Annotated in this window: 15 protein-coding genes; 14 read left to right on the forward strand and 1 reads right to left on the reverse strand. The window is 71.1% G+C overall.

Features of this window, described 5'->3' with window-relative positions; all coding sequences use genetic code 11:
* Window positions 1-52 precede the first annotated feature (52 nt).
* From ftsW to ACZ7GJ_RS18145, 9 genes are all read left to right on the forward strand, one after another.
* Window positions 53-1,423 (forward strand): putative lipid II flippase FtsW, encoded by a 1,371-nt coding sequence (ftsW, locus tag ACZ7GJ_RS18105; protein ID WP_470752780.1) that lies wholly within the window; start codon window positions 53-55, stop codon window positions 1,421-1,423.
* Window positions 1,424-1,429: 6 nt separating this feature from the next.
* Window positions 1,430-2,524 carry an undecaprenyldiphospho-muramoylpentapeptide beta-N-acetylglucosaminyltransferase gene (gene murG, locus ACZ7GJ_RS18110; protein WP_470752782.1) on the forward strand — a complete coding sequence of 365 codons (1,095 nt, stop codon included), beginning with the start codon at window positions 1,430-1,432 and terminating at the stop codon, window positions 2,522-2,524.
* A gap of 45 nt (window positions 2,525-2,569) precedes the next feature.
* Complete coding sequence (locus tag ACZ7GJ_RS18115; protein WP_470752785.1) at window positions 2,570-3,403, forward strand: cell division protein FtsQ/DivIB; 834 nt, start codon at window positions 2,570-2,572, stop codon at window positions 3,401-3,403.
* Between the two features lie 279 nt (window positions 3,404-3,682).
* On the forward strand, window positions 3,683-4,885 hold the full coding sequence (gene ftsZ / locus ACZ7GJ_RS18120) for a cell division protein FtsZ (protein ID WP_365917360.1): 1,203 nt from the start codon (window positions 3,683-3,685) through the stop codon (window positions 4,883-4,885).
* The gene (gene pgeF, locus ACZ7GJ_RS18125; RefSeq protein ID WP_470752788.1) at window positions 4,882-5,613 is read left to right on the forward strand and encodes a peptidoglycan editing factor PgeF; all 732 of its coding nucleotides are present in this window, start codon (window positions 4,882-4,884) and stop codon (window positions 5,611-5,613) included. Before ftsZ ends, pgeF begins: the two co-directional genes overlap by 4 nt.
* A gap of 3 nt (window positions 5,614-5,616) precedes the next feature.
* Complete coding sequence (locus ACZ7GJ_RS18130; protein WP_470752791.1) at window positions 5,617-6,336, forward strand: YggS family pyridoxal phosphate-dependent enzyme; 720 nt, start codon at window positions 5,617-5,619, stop codon at window positions 6,334-6,336.
* 151 nt (window positions 6,337-6,487) lie between these two features.
* The gene (locus ACZ7GJ_RS18135) at window positions 6,488-7,099 is read left to right on the forward strand and encodes a cell division protein SepF (protein WP_470752793.1); all 612 of its coding nucleotides are present in this window, start codon (window positions 6,488-6,490) and stop codon (window positions 7,097-7,099) included.
* A 60-nt stretch (window positions 7,100-7,159) separates the two neighbouring features.
* Window positions 7,160-7,456 (forward strand): YggT family protein, encoded by a 297-nt coding sequence (locus ACZ7GJ_RS18140; RefSeq protein WP_112450285.1) that lies wholly within the window; start codon window positions 7,160-7,162, stop codon window positions 7,454-7,456.
* 82 nt (window positions 7,457-7,538) lie between these two features.
* A complete protein-coding gene (locus ACZ7GJ_RS18145) occupies window positions 7,539-8,756 on the forward strand; it encodes a DivIVA domain-containing protein (RefSeq protein ID WP_470752798.1) in 1,218 nt (405 codons plus the stop codon).
* 227 nt (window positions 8,757-8,983) lie between these two features.
* Here the strand turns inward: ACZ7GJ_RS18145 and ileS are convergent, their stop codons facing one another.
* Entirely contained in the window at window positions 8,984-12,130 is a 3,147-nt protein-coding gene (gene ileS, locus ACZ7GJ_RS18150) for an isoleucine--tRNA ligase (protein WP_470752800.1), read from the reverse strand.
* A 568-nt stretch (window positions 12,131-12,698) separates the two neighbouring features.
* Here ileS and ACZ7GJ_RS18155 point away from each other — a divergent pair.
* The 5 genes from ACZ7GJ_RS18155 (at window position 12,699) to ACZ7GJ_RS18175 (ending at window position 17,518) form a co-directional block, all read left to right on the forward strand.
* The gene (locus ACZ7GJ_RS18155; RefSeq protein ID WP_470752803.1) at window positions 12,699-13,547 is read left to right on the forward strand and encodes a TraR/DksA family transcriptional regulator; all 849 of its coding nucleotides are present in this window, start codon (window positions 12,699-12,701) and stop codon (window positions 13,545-13,547) included.
* A 130-nt stretch (window positions 13,548-13,677) separates the two neighbouring features.
* Complete coding sequence (lspA, locus tag ACZ7GJ_RS18160) at window positions 13,678-14,241, forward strand: signal peptidase II (RefSeq protein WP_365917367.1); 564 nt, start codon at window positions 13,678-13,680, stop codon at window positions 14,239-14,241.
* Between the two features lie 41 nt (window positions 14,242-14,282).
* Complete coding sequence (locus ACZ7GJ_RS18165) at window positions 14,283-15,224, forward strand: RluA family pseudouridine synthase (RefSeq protein WP_470752806.1); 942 nt, start codon at window positions 14,283-14,285, stop codon at window positions 15,222-15,224.
* Window positions 15,225-15,268: 44 nt separating this feature from the next.
* The gene (locus ACZ7GJ_RS18170) at window positions 15,269-15,691 is read left to right on the forward strand and encodes a GNAT family N-acetyltransferase (RefSeq protein ID WP_470752831.1); all 423 of its coding nucleotides are present in this window, start codon (window positions 15,269-15,271) and stop codon (window positions 15,689-15,691) included.
* Between the two features lie 234 nt (window positions 15,692-15,925).
* Window positions 15,926-17,518 (forward strand): Na+/H+ antiporter, encoded by a 1,593-nt coding sequence (locus ACZ7GJ_RS18175; RefSeq protein ID WP_470752809.1) that lies wholly within the window; start codon window positions 15,926-15,928, stop codon window positions 17,516-17,518.
* The last annotated feature ends 198 nt before the right edge of the window (window positions 17,519-17,716 follow it).

Consider the following 17,716-nt stretch of genomic DNA (forward strand, 5'->3'; position numbering starts at 1 on the left):
TCCCTCCGACCGACCGGCTGCTCGCCGCGTACGAGTGGAGGGGAAGACACAGATGCCGGACAGGCAAGTGCTGCCGGGTCGGCGGCCGTCCGCCGTGAAGGCCGTCAGGCCGCAGGGCCGCAAGCGCCCGGCGGCGGGCGGGAAGCGGCCCTCGGGGCGCGGGCCGCTGGAGCGGCTCCGGCGTACGCAGACGCAGTTGCGCCGGGCCTGGGACCGGCCGCTCACGGCGTATTACCTGATCTTCGGCAGCTCGCTGCTCATCACCGTGCTCGGCCTGGTGATGGTCTACTCGGCCTCCATGATCAAGGCGCTCCAGCTCGGCCTGGGCGACGCGTACTTCTTCAAGAAGCAGTTCCTGGCCGCCCTGATCGGCACCGGACTGCTGCTGGGCGCCTCCCGGATGCCCGTCAAGCTGCACCGGGCGCTGTCCTATCCCGTACTCGCGGGCACGCTCTTCCTGATGGTCCTGGTCCAGGTCCCCGGGATAGGGGTGGCGATCAACGGCAACCAGAATTGGATCTCCCTTGGCGGTCCGTTCATGCTCCAGCCCAGTGAGTTCGGCAAGCTCGCCCTGATCCTGTGGGGCGCCGACCTGCTGGCACGCAAGGGCGACAAGGGCCTGCTGAGCCAGTGGAAGCACCTGCTGGTCCCGCTGGTCCCGGTCGCCTTCGTGCTGCTCGGGCTCATCATGCTCGGCGGGGACATGGGCACCGCGATGATCCTCGGGGCCATCCTGTTCGGCCTGTTGTGGCTGGCGGGAGCGCCGACGCGGATGTTCGTGGGGGTGCTGGCCTTCGCGGGTGCGATCGTCGCACTGCTCATCAAGACCAGTCCGCACCGCATGGACCGGCTCGCGTGCATCGGAGCGACCGAACCGGGCAGGAACGACCTGTGCTGGCAGGCGGTCCACGGAATCTATGCGCTGGCTTCCGGCGGATGGTTCGGTTCCGGTTTGGGTGCCAGTGTGGAAAAATGGGGGCAACTGCCAGAGGCCCACACCGACTTCATCTTCGCCATCACCGGCGAGGAACTGGGTCTGGCGGGGACGCTGTCGGTGCTCGCCCTGTTCGCGGCCCTAGGCTATGCGGGTATCCGCGTGGCCGGACGCACGGAGGACCCCTTCGTACGGTATGCCGCGGGAGGCGTGACCACCTGGATCACGGCGCAGGCCGTGATCAACATCGGTGCGGTGCTCGGTCTGCTGCCGATCGCCGGGGTCCCGCTCCCGCTGTTCTCCTACGGAGGGTCAGCCCTGCTGCCGACCATGTTCGCGGTCGGACTGCTCATCGCCTTCGCGCGGGAGGAGCCCGCCGCGCGCGCGGCGCTCGCGATGCGGCGGCCGAAGAACCGGCGGCCGCGGGCCGGGCAGAGATGGAAGTCGATGAGACGGCGCGTCAAGAGGCGTCCGTCCGGAGAGCGGTGAATTTCGGTGCATGTCGTACTCGCCGGTGGGGGGACCGCCGGCCACATCGAGCCGGCGCTCGCCCTCGCGGACGCCCTGCGCAGGCAGGACCCTTCCGTGGGCATCACCGCCCTCGGCACGGAACGCGGACTCGAAACCCGCCTGGTGCCGGAGCGCGGCTATGAGCTGGGACTGATCCCCGCCGTACCGCTGCCCCGTAAACCCACACCCGAGCTGATCACCGTCCCCGGACGGCTGCGCGGCACCATCAAGGCCGCGGAGGAGATCCTCCTGCGCACCAAGGCCGACTGCGTCGTCGGCTTCGGCGGCTACGTGGCCCTGCCCGGCTACCTGGCCGCCAAGCGCCTCGGGGTGCCGATCATCGTCCACGAGGCCAACGCCCGGCCCGGACTGGCCAACAAGATCGGCTCCCGGTACGCGCACGCCGTCGCGGTCTCCACCCCCGACAGCAAGCTGCGGGGCGCCCGCTACGTCGGCATCCCGCTGCGGCGCTCCATCTCCACCCTCGACCGGGCCGCGGTCCGCCCGGAGGCGCGTGCCGCCTTCGGCCTCGACCCCAACCTGCCGACCCTGCTGGTCTCCGGCGGCTCGCAGGGCGCCCGCCGCCTCAACGAGACCATCCAGCAGGTCGCGCCGACCCTCCAGCGCTCCGGGATCCAGATCCTGCACGCGGTCGGGCCGAAGAACGAACTGCCGCGTGTCGACAACATGCCCGGGATGCCGCCCTACGTGCCGGTACCGTACGTGGACCGGATGGATCTCGCGTACGCCGCCGCCGACATGATGCTGTGCCGGGCGGGCGCGATGACCGTCGCCGAACTCTCCGCCGTCGGGCTCCCCGCCGCCTACGTCCCGTTGCCGATCGGCAACGGCGAACAGCGGCTCAACGCCCAGCCGGTGGTCAAGGCCGGCGGCGGCCTGCTCGTGGACGACGCGGAACTGACGCCCCAGTGGGTGCTGGACCAGGTCCTCCCGGTGCTCGCCGACCCGCACCGCCTGTACGAGATGTCCCGCGCCGCCGGTGAGTTCGGCCGCCGGGACGCCGACGAGCTGCTGGTCGCGATGGTGTACGAGGCGATTGCAGCACACCGGACCCGCTGAGGTGGCAAAGCACAGCGGCGGGAAGCACTGACGCAGGAGGCAGGAGTGGCCGGAGCGACGACCGCGGAACGCGGCAACTCGGGGGCTGCCCGAAAGGGACCCGGCTCCGCCCGGCCCTCCAAGCCCCCGAAGCCGTCGAAGGGATCCGGCCCGCGAGGCCCCGGTGGCACACGGCTGCGCCGGGGCCCCGTCCTCGTGCTCTGCCTCGCCGCCGCGCTGCTCCTGGCGGCCGGCGTCACCTGGGTGTTCTACGGCTCCTCCTGGCTCCGGATCGAGAAGGTGACCGCCACCGGTACCGAGGTCCTCACCCCGGAACAGGTGCTGGAGGCCGCCGCGGTGCCCGTCGGCGCGCCCCTGGTGTCCGTGGACACCGACGAGATCGAGAGCCGGCTCCGCGGCCGCCTGCCCCGCATCGATTCGGTCGATGTGGTGCGGGCCTGGCCGCACGGAATCGGACTGAAGGTGACGGAACGCAAACCCGTCCTGCTCATCAAAAAGGACGCCAACTTCGTGGAAGTGGACGCATCGGGTGTGCGATTCGACACTGTCGCGAAAGCACCCGCCGGTGTTCCGGTCCTCGAATTGAACGCCGCTCAGTCGCCGAGCGGCCGCCGCTTCGACGAGGAGCGGCTGCTGCACGAGGCCGTCGGCGTCGCGGGCGGCCTGCCCGAGGCGATCGCAAAGGAGACCGTGCAGGTCAAGGTGCGGTCGTACGACTCGGTCATGCTGGAGTTGACCGGCGGTCGAACGGTGGTCTGGGGGAGCGGCGAGCAGAGCGAAGCGAAAGGCCGAGCACTGACCGCGCTCCTGAAGGTCTCGCCCAAGGCTGACCACTTCGACGTGAGCGTCCCCACCGCCCCCTCGTTGTCCGGGAGTTGACGTCCGCTCGAACGGCGACGCACCCTGGTTGGCCAGCGATACGGGTGATCACATAGGGTGAAAAGAAAAACGGGAGGTTCGGCGTGTTCGTTGAACACGCGCTACTTGTCGACTTAGTGTCCTGTTCGGAAGAGTCCAAGGAACAGACACACTCATAACCCTAAACTTCAGGGTTAGGGTTCGGGTCGGCGTGTACGGACCGTCCCAATTTCGGCATCAGTCGTCGCAACGCAGGCCCGCGAGGCGGCGACACGTAACTCGAGGCGAGAGGCCTTCGACGTGGCAGCACCGCAGAACTACCTCGCAGTCATCAAGGTCATCGGTGTCGGCGGCGGTGGTGTCAATGCCATCAACCGAATGATCGAGGTCGGTCTCAAGGGCGTCGAGTTCATCGCCATCAACACGGACGCCCAGGCGCTGTTGATGAGCGACGCCGACGTCAAGCTCGACGTCGGCCGCGAACTCACCCGGGGCCTCGGCGCCGGAGCCAACCCGGCCGTCGGCCGCAAGGCGGCAGAGGACCACCGCGAGGAGATCGAGGAGGTCCTCAAGGGGGCCGACATGGTCTTCGTCACCGCCGGTGAAGGCGGCGGCACCGGCACCGGCGGCGCACCCGTCGTCGCCAACATCGCGCGCTCGCTCGGCGCCCTGACGATCGGTGTGGTCACCCGCCCGTTCACCTTCGAGGGCCGGCGCCGCGCGAACCAGGCGGAGGACGGCATCGCCGAGCTCCGCGAAGAGGTCGACACCCTCATCGTCATCCCCAACGACCGACTGCTGTCCATCTCGGACCGCCAGGTCAGCGTGCTCGACGCCTTCAAGTCGGCCGACCAGGTCCTGCTCTCGGGCGTCCAGGGCATCACCGACCTCATCACGACCCCGGGTCTGATCAACCTCGACTTCGCCGACGTCAAGTCCGTGATGTCCGAGGCGGGCTCGGCCCTGATGGGCATCGGCTCGGCCCGCGGCGACGACCGCGCGGTGGCCGCCGCCGAGATGGCGATCTCCTCGCCGCTGCTGGAGGCGTCCATCGACGGAGCCCGCGGCGTGCTGCTCTCCATCTCCGGTGGCTCGGACCTCGGTCTCTTCGAGATCAACGAGGCCGCGCAGCTGGTGAGCGAGGCCGCGCACCCCGAGGCGAACATCATCTTCGGCGCCGTCATCGACGACGCGCTCGGCGACGAGGTACGGGTCACCGTGATCGCGGCCGGCTTCGACGGCGGACAGCCCCCGGCCCGCCGGGACAACGTCATCGGTGCCGCGTCCAAGCGCGAGGAGCCGGCCCCCGCGCCGGTCCGCGCCGCCGACCCGGTCCGCCCGGCGTTCGGCGGACTCGGCTCGGTCACCCCGCGCGAGGAGCCCCCGGCTCCGGTCGAGGCGGCCCCGGTGGAGGCCGTGGCCCCCGCGCCGCAGGTCCCGACGGCCCGGCCGTACCAGGACAGCCCGGCCGAAGAGCTGGATGTCCCGGACTTCTTGAAGTGACGCTGGAGCAGCACAGCGAGAGCGGCGCCCACTTCGCCTTCACCGACCGGTGGGGCGGGGTGAGCGCCGTTCCGTACGAGGAGCTCAATCTCGGCGGCGCGGTCGGAGACGACCCGGCCGCCGTTCGCGCGAACCGGGCCGCCGCGGCGAAGTCCCTGGGCATCGAGCCGGACCGGGTGGTCTGGATGAACCAGGTGCACGGCCGGGACGTGGCCGTGGTCGACGGGCCCTGGGGCCCGGACCAGGACATTCCGTCCGTCGACGCGGTGGTGACCACCCGTCGGGGGCTCGCGCTCGCGGTCCTCACCGCCGACTGCACGCCCGTCCTGCTGGCCGACCCCGTCGCCGGTGTCGCGGCGGCCGCCCACGCCGGGCGGCCCGGGCTGGTCGCCGGAGTCGTCACCGCCGCCGTCGAGGCGATGGTCTCGCTCGGGGCCGAGCCCGCGCGCATGGTCGCCCGTACCGGACCCGCGGTCTGCGGGCACTGCTACGAAGTGCCCGCCGCGATGCGGGACGCGGTCGCCGAGGTGGTGCCGGCCGCCCACGCCGAGACCAGCTGGGGGACGCCGGCCGTGGACGTGGTCGCGGGGGTGCACGCGCAGCTGGTGGAGGCGGGGGTGGTGAACATCCGTCGCTCCCCGGTCTGCACACTGGAGTCGCGGGACCACTTCTCGTACCGCCGCGACCGGGTGACCGGGCGGCTCGCCGGATATATCTGGTTGGACTGATTCATGACGGACCGTAAGGCCGAGCTCGCCGAGAACCTCGCGCGGGTGGAGGAACGTATCTCGTCCGCGTGCGCGGCCGCGGGGCGCGGGCGGGAGGAGGTGACCCTCATCGTGGTCACCAAGACCTACCCGGCGAGCGACGTACGACTGCTGGCGGACCTGGGGGTCCGTCATGTTGCGGAAAATCGCGACCAGGACGCTGCTCCCAAGGCCGCGGCCTGCGCGGATCTGCCGCTCAGCTGGCACTTCGTCGGTCAGTTGCAGACGAACAAAGTCCGTTCCGTGGCGGGATACGCGCATGTGGTGCAGTCGGTCGACCGGCCCAAGCTCGTGACCGCCCTCTCGGCGGCCGCCGAGGGCGCGGGGCGGGAGCTCGGCTGCCTCGTGCAGATCGCACTGGACGCCGAGTCGGGGGAGCGCGGGGCCCGGGGCGGCGCGGCACCCGAACAGCTCGACGAGTTGGCGGCCCTCGTGGCCGGGGCGCCGGGACTGCGGATCGACGGTCTCATGACCGTGGCCCCGCTGGCCGGGCTCTACGCGGGACGCGAACAGGCCGCCTTCGAGCGGCTGGTGGAATTGTCATCCCGCCTGCGCGCGGACCATCCGGCTGCCACGATGGTGTCGGCCGGAATGAGCGCGGACCTGGAACAGGCCGTTGCGGCCGGTGCGACACATGTACGCGTCGGCACTGCGGTACTCGGCGCGAGACCCCGGCTCGGGTAACGTCGCGAAGAAAGTCGGACCACAGCAGAAAATATGGTCATTACCGCTGATCAGCGGGCAGACCACGTGGATCGCGGGCAGTTGGTGACATTCGTGACACGGCGACACACCTGCGACAGGGCGATCCACCACAGAGCGGAGGACTCAGAGAATGGCCGGCGCGATGCGCAAGATGGCGGTCTACCTCGGCCTCGTGGAGGACGACCGGTACGACAGCCCGGGGTACGACCCCGACGACGAGTTCGAGCCCGAGCCCGAGCCGGAGCGGGAGCGTCGGCGACAGCAACCCGCCTCGCACCAAACGCCCGTAACGGACGAACCGGTACGAGTTGTACAGCCGCCGGCGCAGCGGGAACCTATCCCAATCCCGGTAGAAAACGGACGTCCTGCGCGAATCGCCCCCGTGGCATCCATCACACCCGAACGCTCGAACCTGGAGAAGAACGCCCCCGTGATCATGCCCAAGGTCGTCTCCGAGCGGGAGCCGTACCGCATCACGACGCTGCACCCCCGGACCTACAACGAGGCCCGTACCATCGGGGAACACTTCCGTGAGGGCACTCCGGTGATCATGAATCTCACGGAGATGGACGACACGGACGCGAAGCGTCTCGTGGACTTCGCCGCTGGACTCGTGTTCGGTCTGCACGGCAGCATTGAACGCGTGACACAGAAGGTGTTCCTGCTGTCGCCTGCTAACGTCGATGTCACGGCGGAGGACAAGGCCCGCATCGCGGAGGGCGGGTTCTTCAACCAAAGCTAGACCGATCCGTCAGATACGGGACCGGGAACAGAGCGGGAGCAGGGGAGAGGGAAGCGCGGGATGGGCGTCGCACTGCAGGTTGTCTACATCGCGCTGATGTGCTTCCTCATCGTGCTGATCTTCCGGTTGGTCATGGACTACGTGTTCCAGTTCGCACGTTCATGGACACCGGGCAAGGCGATGGTGGTCGTTCTGGAGGCCACCTACACTGTCACCGATCCACCGCTCAAGCTTCTTCGGCGGCTCATCCCGCCGTTGCGTCTCGGGGGCGTGGCACTCGACCTGTCCTTCTTCGTTCTGATGATCATCGTTTACATCCTCATCAGTTTCGTGAGCACCGCTGCGAGAAGCGTGTGAACGATGAGCTTCCCCGCAGGCGCGGGGACAGTCCCGATACGGTCTTGCCGACTGCCGACGACTACGTAGAGGTGAAGAAGACATGCCGCTGACTCCCGAGGACGTGCGGAACAAGCAGTTCACGACCGTCCGCCTGCGAGAAGGCTATGACGAGGACGAGGTCGATGCCTTCCTCGACGAGGTCGAGTCCGAGCTGACGCGCCTGCTGCGCGAGAACGAGGACCTGCGCGCCAAGCTGGCCGCCGCCACGCGTGCCGCCGCGCAGAACCAGCAGCAGGGCATGCGCAAGCCGGAACCCCAGGACCAGCGTGGCCCCGGCGCCCCCGTGCCCGCGGCCATATCCGGCCCGCCGCAGCAGCAGCAGCCGCAGATGGGCCCGCCCCAGCTGCCCGGCGGCCAGCCGCAGCTCCCGGCCGGCCCCGGTGGACACGGTCCGCAGGGTCCGGGCCAGATGGGCGGCCCCATGCAGCACAACATGGGCGGCCAGCAGGGCATGGGCCAGCAGGGCATGGGTCAGCCGGGCATGGGACAGCAGGGTATGGGCCAGCCCATGCAGCAGCAGTCCATGGGCGGCCAGAACCCGCTCGGCCAGCCGATGGGCCAGCAGATGCAGCCGATGGGTCAGCAGATGCAGCCGATGGGCCAGCAGATGCACCAGCCCCAGCAGCAGCTCCCGCAGCAGGGCCCCGGTGGCGACAGCGCCGCCCGCGTCCTGTCGCTGGCGCAGCAGACCGCAGACCAGGCGATCGCGGAGGCCCGCTCCGAGGCCAACAAGATCGTCGGCGAGGCGCGCAGCCGCGCCGAGGGCCTGGAGCGGGACGCCCGCGCCAAGGCCGACGCGCTGGAGCGGGACGCGCAGGAGAAGCACCGCGTCGCGATGGGCTCCCTGGAGTCCGCTCGCGCCACGCTGGAGCGCAAGGTCGAGGACCTGCGGGGCTTCGAGCGCGAGTACCGTACGCGTCTGAAGTCCTACCTGGAGTCGCAGCTGCGCCAGCTGGAGACCCAGGCCGACGACTCCCTGGCCCCGCCGCGGAACCCCGCCGGTCCCGCGCTGCCGCCGTCCCCGGCGCCGTCGATGGCTCCGGCCGGTGCGATGGGGCACTCCATGGGTGGCCCCTCGATGGGCGGCCCGTCCCCCATGGGCGGTCCCTCCCCGATGGCCCCGTCCTACGGTGGCCAGCAGCAGATGTCCCCGGCGATGACCCAGCCGATGGCTCCGGTGCGGCCGGCTGCTCCGCAGCCGATGCAGCAGGCGCCGTCTCCCATGCGGGGCTTCCTGATCGACGAGGACGACAACTAAGCGCCGCCGCGCAGTCGGCAGTCACGGGCCGGGCCCGGTTCCCCCACGGGGGTACCGGGCCCGGCCCGTTTCGCTTGCCGGGCGCGGCTCCGCTGCGGGGCTCCGCCCCGGACCCCGCGCCGCAAACGCCGGCGGGGCTGGATCTGGCTGATGTTCGAGACGCGGGGAAACGCGAAGCGGCCCGTATCCCCCCGGGGAAGGAGGGGTACGGGCCGCTCGGGGCCGGGTTACGCCTTGCGGAGGCGGAACGTCAGGGCGAGGGACTCGTCCGTGAACGGGTCGCCGTACGCGGCGTCGGCCTCGCCGGAGGCATAGTCGGTCGCCAGGACCTCGTCCCCGATCAGGGCCGCGTGGTCGGTCAGGGCCGTCACGACCTCCGGGTCCGAGGAGGACCACCGCAGGGCGATCCGGTCCGCCACGTCCAGGCCGGAGTTCTTCCGGGCCTCCTGGATCAGGCGGATCGCGTCACGCGCCAGGCCCGCGAGCCGAAGCTCCGGGGTGATCTCCAGGTCCAGGGCGACCGTCGCGCCGGAGTCCGAGGCGACGGACCAGCCCTCGCGCGGGGTCTCCGTGATGATGACCTCCTCCGGGGTGAGGGCCACCTGCTCGCCGTTCACCTCCACCGTGGCCTCGCCCGAGCGCAGGGCCAGCGACAGCGCCGCCGCGTCGGCCGCCGCCACCGCCTTCGCGACGTCCTGGACGCCCTTGCCGAAGCGCTTGCCCAGCGCGCGGAAGTTCGCCTTGGCGGTCGTGTCCACCAGGGACCCGCCGACCTCGGACAGCGAGGCCAGGGACGAGACGTTCAGCTCCTCAGTGATCTGGGCCTGGAGGTCGGCGGACAACGAGTCGAACCCGACCGCACCGACCAGCGCCCGCGACAGCGGCTGGCGGGTCTTGACGCCCGACTCCGCGCGCGTCGCCCGGCCCAGCTCCACGAGGCGGCGTACCAGCAGCATCTGCTGCGACAGCGCCGGGTCGATCGCGGACGCGTCCGCGACCGGCCAGGTCGACAGGTGCACCGACTCCGGGGCCTCCGGGGTGACCGGGACGATCATGTCCTGCCAGACCCGCTCCGTGATGAAGGGGGTCAGGGGGGCCAGCAGGCGGGTGACCGTCTCCACGACCTCGTGCAGGGTGCGCAGCGCGGCCGCGTCGCCCTGCCAGAAGCGGCGGCGCGAGCGGCGGACGTACCAGTTGGAGAGGTCGTCCACGAAGGAGGAGAGCAGCTTGCCGGCGCGCTGGGTGTCGTACGCCTCCATCGCCTCCGTGACCTCGGTGGTGAGGGTGTGGAGCTCGGAGAGGAGCCAGCGGTCCAGGACCGTGCGGTCCGCCGGCGCCGGGTCGGACGCGGACGGGGCCCAGTTCGAGGTACGGGCGTACAGCGCCTGGAAGGCGACCGTGTTCCAGTACGTGAGGAGCGTCTTGCGCACGACCTCCTGGATCGTGCCGTGACCGACGCGCCGCGCCGCCCACGGCGAGCCGCCGGCCGCCATGAACCAGCGCACCGCGTCGGCGCCGTGCTGGTCCATGAGCGGGATCGGCTGGAGGATGTTGCCCAGGTGCTTGGACATCTTGCGGCCGTCCTCGGCGAGGATGTGGCCCAGGCAGACCACGTTCTCGTAGGAGGACTTGTCGAAGACGAGGGTGCCGACCGCCATCAGCGTGTAGAACCACCCGCGCGTCTGGTCGATGGCCTCCGAGATGAACTGCGCCGGGTAGCGCTTCTCGAAGATCTCCTTGTTCTTGTACGGGTAGCCCCACTGCGCGAACGGCATCGAGCCCGAGTCGTACCAGGCGTCGATGACCTCCGGCACGCGGACCGCTTCGAGGGAGCAGCCCTCGTGCGTGCAGGTGAAGGTGACGTCGTCGATGTACGGGCGGTGCGGGTCCAGGTTCGAGTGGTCCTGGCCGGACAGCTCGCTCAGCTCGGCACGGGAGCCGACGCAGGTGAGGTGGTCCTCCTCGCAGCGCCAGATCGGCAGCGGCGTGCCCCAGTAGCGGTTGCGGGAGAGCGCCCAGTCGATGTTGTTGTTGAGCCAGTCGCCGAAGCGGCCCTGCTTGACCGAGTCCGGGAACCAGTTCGTCTTCTCGTTCTCCCGCAGCATCGCGTCCTTGACGGCGGTGGTGCGGATGTACCAGGACGGCTGCGCGTAGTACAGCAGGGCCGTGTGGCAGCGCCAGCAGTGCGGGTAGCTGTGCTCGTAGGCGATGTGCTTGAAGAGCAGGCCGCGCGCGTCGAGGTCGGCGGTCAGCTTCTCGTCGGCCTTCTTGAAGAAGACGCCGCCGACCAGCGGGACGTCCTCCTCGAAGGTGCCGTCGGGGCGGACCGGGTTCACGACGGGCAGGCCGTACGCGCGGCAGACCGCGAGGTCGTCGGCGCCGAAAGCGGGGGACTGGTGGACCAGACCGGTACCGTCCTCGGTCGTGACGTACTCGGCGTTGACCACGTAGTGGGCCTCGGCCGGGAACTCCACCAGCTCGAAGGGGCGCTGGTAGGTCCAGCGCTCCATCTCCTTGCCCGTGAAGGTCTCGCCGGTGGCCTCCCAGCCCTCGCCGAGGGCCTTCTCCAGCAGCGGCTGGGCGACGACCAGCTTCTCCTCACCGTTCGTCGCGACCACGTACGTGACGTCCGGGTGCGCGGCCACGGCGGTGTTGGAGACCAGGGTCCAGGGGGTGGTCGTCCACACCAGGAGGGCGGCCTGACCGGCCAGCGGGCCGCTCGTCAGCGGGAAGCGGACGAAGACCGAGGGGTCGACGACCGTCTCGTAGCCCTGGGCCAGCTCGTGGTCCGAGAGGCCGGTGCCGCAGCGCGGGCACCAGGGGGCGACGCGGTGGTCCTGGGTGAGCAGGCCCTTGTTGAAGATCTCCTTCAGCGACCACCACACGGACTCGACGTACTCGGGGTCCATGGTCCGGTAGGCGTCGTCCAAGTCGACCCAGTAGCCCATCCGGGTCGTGAGCTCGGTGAACGCGTCGGTGTGGCGGGTCACGGACTCGCGGCACTTGGCATTGAACTCGGCGATGCCGTACGCCTCGATGTCCTGCTTGCCGTTGAAGCCGAGTTCCTTCTCGACGGCCAGCTCGACGGGCAGGCCGTGGCAGTCCCAGCCGGCCTTGCGGGCCACGTGGTAGCCGCGCATGGTGCGGAACCGGGGGAAGACGTCCTTGAAGACGCGGGCCTCGATGTGGTGCGCGCCGGGCATGCCGTTCGCGGTGGGCGGGCCCTCGTAGAAGACCCACTCGGGGCGGCCCTCGGACTGCTCCAGGGTCTTGGCGAAGGTCTTGCTCTCGCGCCAGAAGTCGAGGACGGCGTGCTCAAGGGCAGGCAGGTCGACCTGGGCGGGTACCGGGCGGTACTGCGGCGGTGTGGTCATGAGGCTGAACTCTTCCTCCGGCGGGATGTCACTTCCGTCCGGAGGGACGAGAGCGCCTTGGCTGCTCCCGCGGTACCACCCTCCTTGGCCTCCGGACGGGTCCGGCGGCCCCCTCATTGGGGTGCGAAGCCGGTTCTACTCGCCGTACGGGGATCCGGGCGGGATCCGTACGGCTTTCTTCCGGCGGCTCAGGGGTGATCCTTCACATCGCGCTCGCCCCCGGGCTCTCACCGTCCCCGGGTCGCTCCTGGCTGCGTCCGACGCTACTCGTCCCCGTCCATGCCTCTCGCTGGGCCCAAGTGTACGGGGCCGGGGTGCGGTCGGCAGACCGGTTCAGGGGGTGTGGCGCGGGGGAGCGGCCAGGGGCGTCGGCGTGACCCGAATGGGCCGATGTGCCGGTCCGGAGCCCCGTGGGGCCGGAGGGGCGGATTACCGGGGCTCCTGATGGGCACAACGGATGCAGGTTGACCTCGATGGACGCGTGCCCCGTTGCCGCGGGGCTGGAGCCGATTTATCGTTCCGGCACGATTCGCGAGCAATGATCACAGTATGTGAAGGGGCCGCGGCCATGGTGGCGAAGAAGACCGCCGGGAGTACTAGTACTGCCAAGAAGGCCGCCGGGAAGGTCGCGGCGGCCGAGGACGCGGCTCCGGCCGGGACGGTCACCGCCGCCGCCGGCAGAACGGCCGCGAAGAAGGCGCCCGCGAAGGCGCCCGCGAAGGCGCCTGCGAAGAAGGCACCGGCCAAGAAGGCCGCCGCCGAGAAGGCTGCTGCGAAGACGGCTCCGGCCAAGACGGCTCCGGCCAAGAAGGCGCCGGCCAAGAAGGCGACCGCCGTCAAGAAGACGGCCGCGAGGAAGGCCACGGCCAAACCGGCCGCGGCCGAGGGGGCGGCGCAGGCCGCGCACGAGACGGGAGCCCGCACAGTGGTTGCCAAGAAGAGCACCGGCACGGCCAGGAAGACGGCTGCGGCCGCCACCAGCGGGCTGCCCAAGACGCGCCCCACGGCGGCCACCACGCCGGGTGAGCTGGCCGTACGGCCCGGCGAGGACCCGTGGACGCAAGGCGAGGTCGACGAGGCCCGCAGCGAGCTGATGAGCGAGGTGCTGCGCCTGCGCGCCGAGCTCGACGCCTCGGAGGTGGCGATCTCGGGCCTGATGCGGGACTCGGGCGACGGCGCGGGCGACGACCAGGCCGATACGGGCACCAAGAACATCACCCGGGAGTCCGAGCTGGCGCTCGCGGCGAACGCCACCTCGATGCTGGAGCAGACGGAGAGGGCCCTGGAACGCCTGGAGGCGGGCACCTACGGGATCTGCGAGAACTGCGGCCAGCCCATCGGCAAGGCCAGGATGCAGGCCTTCCCGCGGGCCACCCTGTGCGTGGACTGCAAGCAGAAGCAGGAGCGCCGCCACTGAGGCCCGCCCGGGCCGGACCGGGCGGAACCGGGCGGGACCCGGCGTACGCCGGGCAGGCGGGCGGGCCGCGGGTGCCCTGACGTACCCTCGTGTCTCGTCAGCCTGGTTGGAGCTAGTTCGAGGGACTCACGTGACAGAGGCGGAGCGCATCATCGGTACGCCGGAGGTCGGGGACGACGACGCCCAGCCCGAGTCCGCCGAGCCCAAGGGGCGGCGGCGGATCGCGGCCCTGCTCGTCGTGGCGGTCCTCGCGTACCTGCTCGACCTCGGCAGCAAGATGCTGGTCGTCGCGAAGCTGGAGCACCAGCCGCCGATCGAGGTCATCGGGACGCTGCTGAAGTTCGAGTTCGTCCGCAACCCGGGCGCCGCCTTCGGCTTCGGCGAGGCCTTCACGATCCTCTTCACCTGCATCGCGGCCACCGTGATCGTCGTGATCGTCCGGCTGGCCCGCAAGCTGTACAGCCTGCCGTGGGCGATCGCGCTGGGCCTGCTGCTGGGCGGTGCGCTGGGCAATCTGACCGACCGGATCTTCCGTTCGCCGGGCGTGTTCCGGGGGGCGGTCGTCGACTTCATCGCGCCCGCCCACTTCGCGGTCTTCAACCTCGCGGACTCGGCGATCGTGTGCGGCGGGATCCTGATCGTCCTGCTGTCCTTCAGGGGTCTGGACCCGGACGGCACCGTCCACAAGGACTGATCGCGGGAATGGTCCTCTGTCGAGTCCTGCATACTCGACAGGTGAGTACGATTCCCGAGATCCGCACCCTGCCCGTTCCCGATGGCCTTGAGGGCGAGCGCGTCGACGCCGCCATTGCCCGTATGTTCGGTTTCTCCCGGACGAAGGCGGCCGAGCTGGCGGCCGAGGGGAAGGTGTCGGTCGACGGCAGCGTCGTCGGGAAGTCCGAGCGCGTGCACGGTGGCGCCTGGCTCGAAGTCGAGATGCCCGCGCCGCCGCGGCCGGTCGAGATCGTGGCCGAGCCCGTTCCCGGCATGGAGATCGTCCATGACGACGACGACATCGTCGTCATCATGAAGCCGGTGGGCGTGGCCGCCCACCCGAGCCCCGGCTGGACCGGCACCACCGTCATCGGCGGCCTCGCCGCCGCCGGGTACCGGATCTCCACCTCCGGCGCGGCCGAGCGCCAGGGCATCGTGCACCGCCTCGACGTCGGCACCTCCGGTCTGATGGCGGTCGCGAAGTCGGAGCGCGCGTACACCTCGCTGAAGAACCAGTTCCGCGAGCGGGTCGTGGACAAGCGCTACCACGCGCTGGTGCAGGGGCACCCGGACCCGATGAGCGGCACGATCGACGCGCCGATCGGGCGGCACCCCAGCGCCGACTACAAGTGGGCCGTGACCCAGGAGGGCAAGCCCTCCGTCACGCACTACGACCTGATCGAGGCCTTCCGCGCGGCCTCGCTGCTGGACATCAAGCTGGAGACCGGGCGCACGCACCAGATCCGCGTGCACATGTCCGCGCACCGGCACCCCTGCGTCGGCGACCTCACCTACGGCGCCGACCCGACGGTGGCCAAGCGGCTGGGGCTGACCCGCCAGTGGCTGCACGCCGTGCGCCTCGGCTTCGAGCACCCCTCGGACGGGCAGTGGGTGGAGTTCGAGAGCACCTACCCGGCCGACCTGCAGCACGCGCTGGACGTGATCCGGGCGGAGAGCGAGTGACGGCCGTCGGCTTCGAGATCCGGGTCGCCGCCTCGGAGGCCGACATGGCGGCGTGCTTCGCGGTGCGGACCGAGGTGTTCGTGGTCGAGCAGTCGGTGCCGGAGTCGATCGAGTACGACGCGTACGACGCGGGCGCGGTGCACGTGCTGGCCGTCGGGCCCGACGGGGAGCCGCTGGGCACCGGGCGGCTGCTGCACGGCGCCGCCGCGCTGGGCAAGACGGGCTCCGAGGACGTCGGCTCGCTGGGCCGGCTGGCGGTGCGCAAGGCCGCGCGCGGGCTCGGCGTGGGGGTCGCGCTGGTCCGGGCGATCGAGGCGCAGGCCGCGGTGCTGGGCCTCTCGGCCGTAGACCTGGGCGCGCAGACGCACGCGCTGGGCTTCTACGAGCGGCTGGGCTACGAGGCCTACGGCCCGGAGTTCGAGGAGGCGGGCATCGCGCACCGCGCGATGCGACGCCCCTTGCCGTAGCCCGGCCACCCCTGGGGCTCCGCCCGGGATCCCGCGCCTCAAAGGACGCCGGGGCCGGTTCCGAGGCGGCATCAGCCAAGATCCAGCCCCGCCGGCGTTTGAGGCGCGGGCGCGGAGCGCCGGCGGGGTGCGGGGGCGGGGTGCGGGGGCGGGGTGCGGGGGCGGAGCCCCGACACGCAGCCGCGGGGGACTCGCTGCAACAAGCCGAGCGCAGCGGCCTGGCAGGGTGGGGGAGTGGATCAGCTTGCTCTGCTGTTCGTGCTGTTGCTCGGAGCCGTGGTCACCGTTCCGCTCGGGGACCGGCTGGGGCTGCCCGCGCCGGTCCTGATGACCATCGCCGGGGTGGCGCTCGCGCTGGTGCCGGCCGTGCCGAACGTCGACATCCCGCCCGAGTACATCCTCCCGCTCGTGCTGCCCCCGCTGCTCTACGCCTCCGCGCAGCGGACCTCCTGGCGGCAGTTCGCCGCCAACGTACGGCCCATCCTCCTGCTGGCCGTCGCCCTGGTCTTCGTGACCACCGCCGCCGTGGCCGCCGTCGCGCACGCCGTCGTGCCCGGGCTGCCGATCGCCGCGGCCGTCGCGCTCGGCGCGCTCGTCGCCCCGCCCGACCCCGTCGCCGCCACCGCGGTCGCCGGTTCGCTCGGGCTGCCCCGCCGGCTGGTGTCGATCCTTGAGGGCGAGGGCCTGTTCAACGACGTCACCGCCATCGTGCTGTACCACGTCGCCATCGCCGCCGCCGTCAGCGGCAGCTTCTCCTGGCCGGCCGCGCTCGGCGAGTTCGTACTGTCCGCCGTGGTCGCCGTGGCGGTCGGGCTGGCGCTCGGCTGGGTCACGCACCGGCTCATGGGGCGGCTCGGCGACGCGACGCTCCAGATCGGCCTCACGCTGCTGGTGCCGTTCGTCTCGTACGTGGTGGCGGAGGAGCTCCACGGGTCGGGGGTGCTGGCCGTGCTGACCACCGCGCTGTTCCTCGCCGAGTACGCGAGCGACGCCGACGACGTCCTCGGGCGCCTCGCCGGGCACACGTTCTGGGAGGTCGTCGACGTACTCGTCACGGGCGTGGCGTTCGGGCTGATCGGGCTGGAGCTCCACAACGTGTTCGGCACCGCTCACGGCCGCGAGTGGGAGATGGCCGGGTGGGCGGCGGCGGTCGTCGCGGTGGTGATCGGCGTACGGCTGGTGTGGCTGCTGCCGGCCGGATGGCTGGCCAAACGGCTGCACAAGCGCCGCGACTACGACGAGGAGATCCCGCTGAGCTGGCGGGAGTCGGTGGTGATGTGGTGGTCCGGGATGCGCGGGGTGGCCTCGGTGGCGCTGGCGCTGGCCATTCCGTTCCGTACCGACGGCGGGGAGCCGTTCCCCGTGCGGGACCAGATCGTCTTCATCGCCTTCGCCGTGATCATGACGACCCTGGTGCTCCAGGGGCTGACCCTGCCGTGGCTGGTGCGGCGGCTGGGGGTGGAGGCGGACACCGACGCGGAACGGGAGACCGAGCGGCGCCTCGCGATCCGCGCCGCGAAGGCCGCCAAGCGGCGGCTGAAGGAGATCGAGGACGAGGAGGACCTCCCCGAGGACCTGCTGGAGGTCCTCCACCGCCGGGCCTACGACGTGGGGGCGAGGATCAGCCCCGACATGGTCGACGAGGAGCGGCGCGAGGCGTACGCGAAGCGGGTGGAGCGGATCCGGGACGTCCAGCGGATCCAGCGGGAGATGATGTCGGCCGCCCGCCACGAGGTGCTGTCCGCACGCAGCGAACCCGGCGCCGATCCGGAGATCGTCGACCGGGTCCTGCGCCACCTGGACGTACGCAGCCTGCGCGGCCAGTAGACGGGGCGCGGGGCGGGTCGCCCTCCGGGCAGGGGGGGGGGGGGCGGGGGGGGGGGGGGGGCGGGGGGGGGGGGAAGGGGGGGGAGGGGGGGGGGGGGGGGGGGGGGGGGGAGAACGGGGGGGGGGGGGGGGGGGGGGGGGGGGGGGGGAGGCGCGCGTCGGGGCGGAAAACGACGGCGCCGCCGGGCTCGATGCCTA

It is taken from the genome of Streptomyces sp. NPDC037242 (assembly GCF_055604165.1).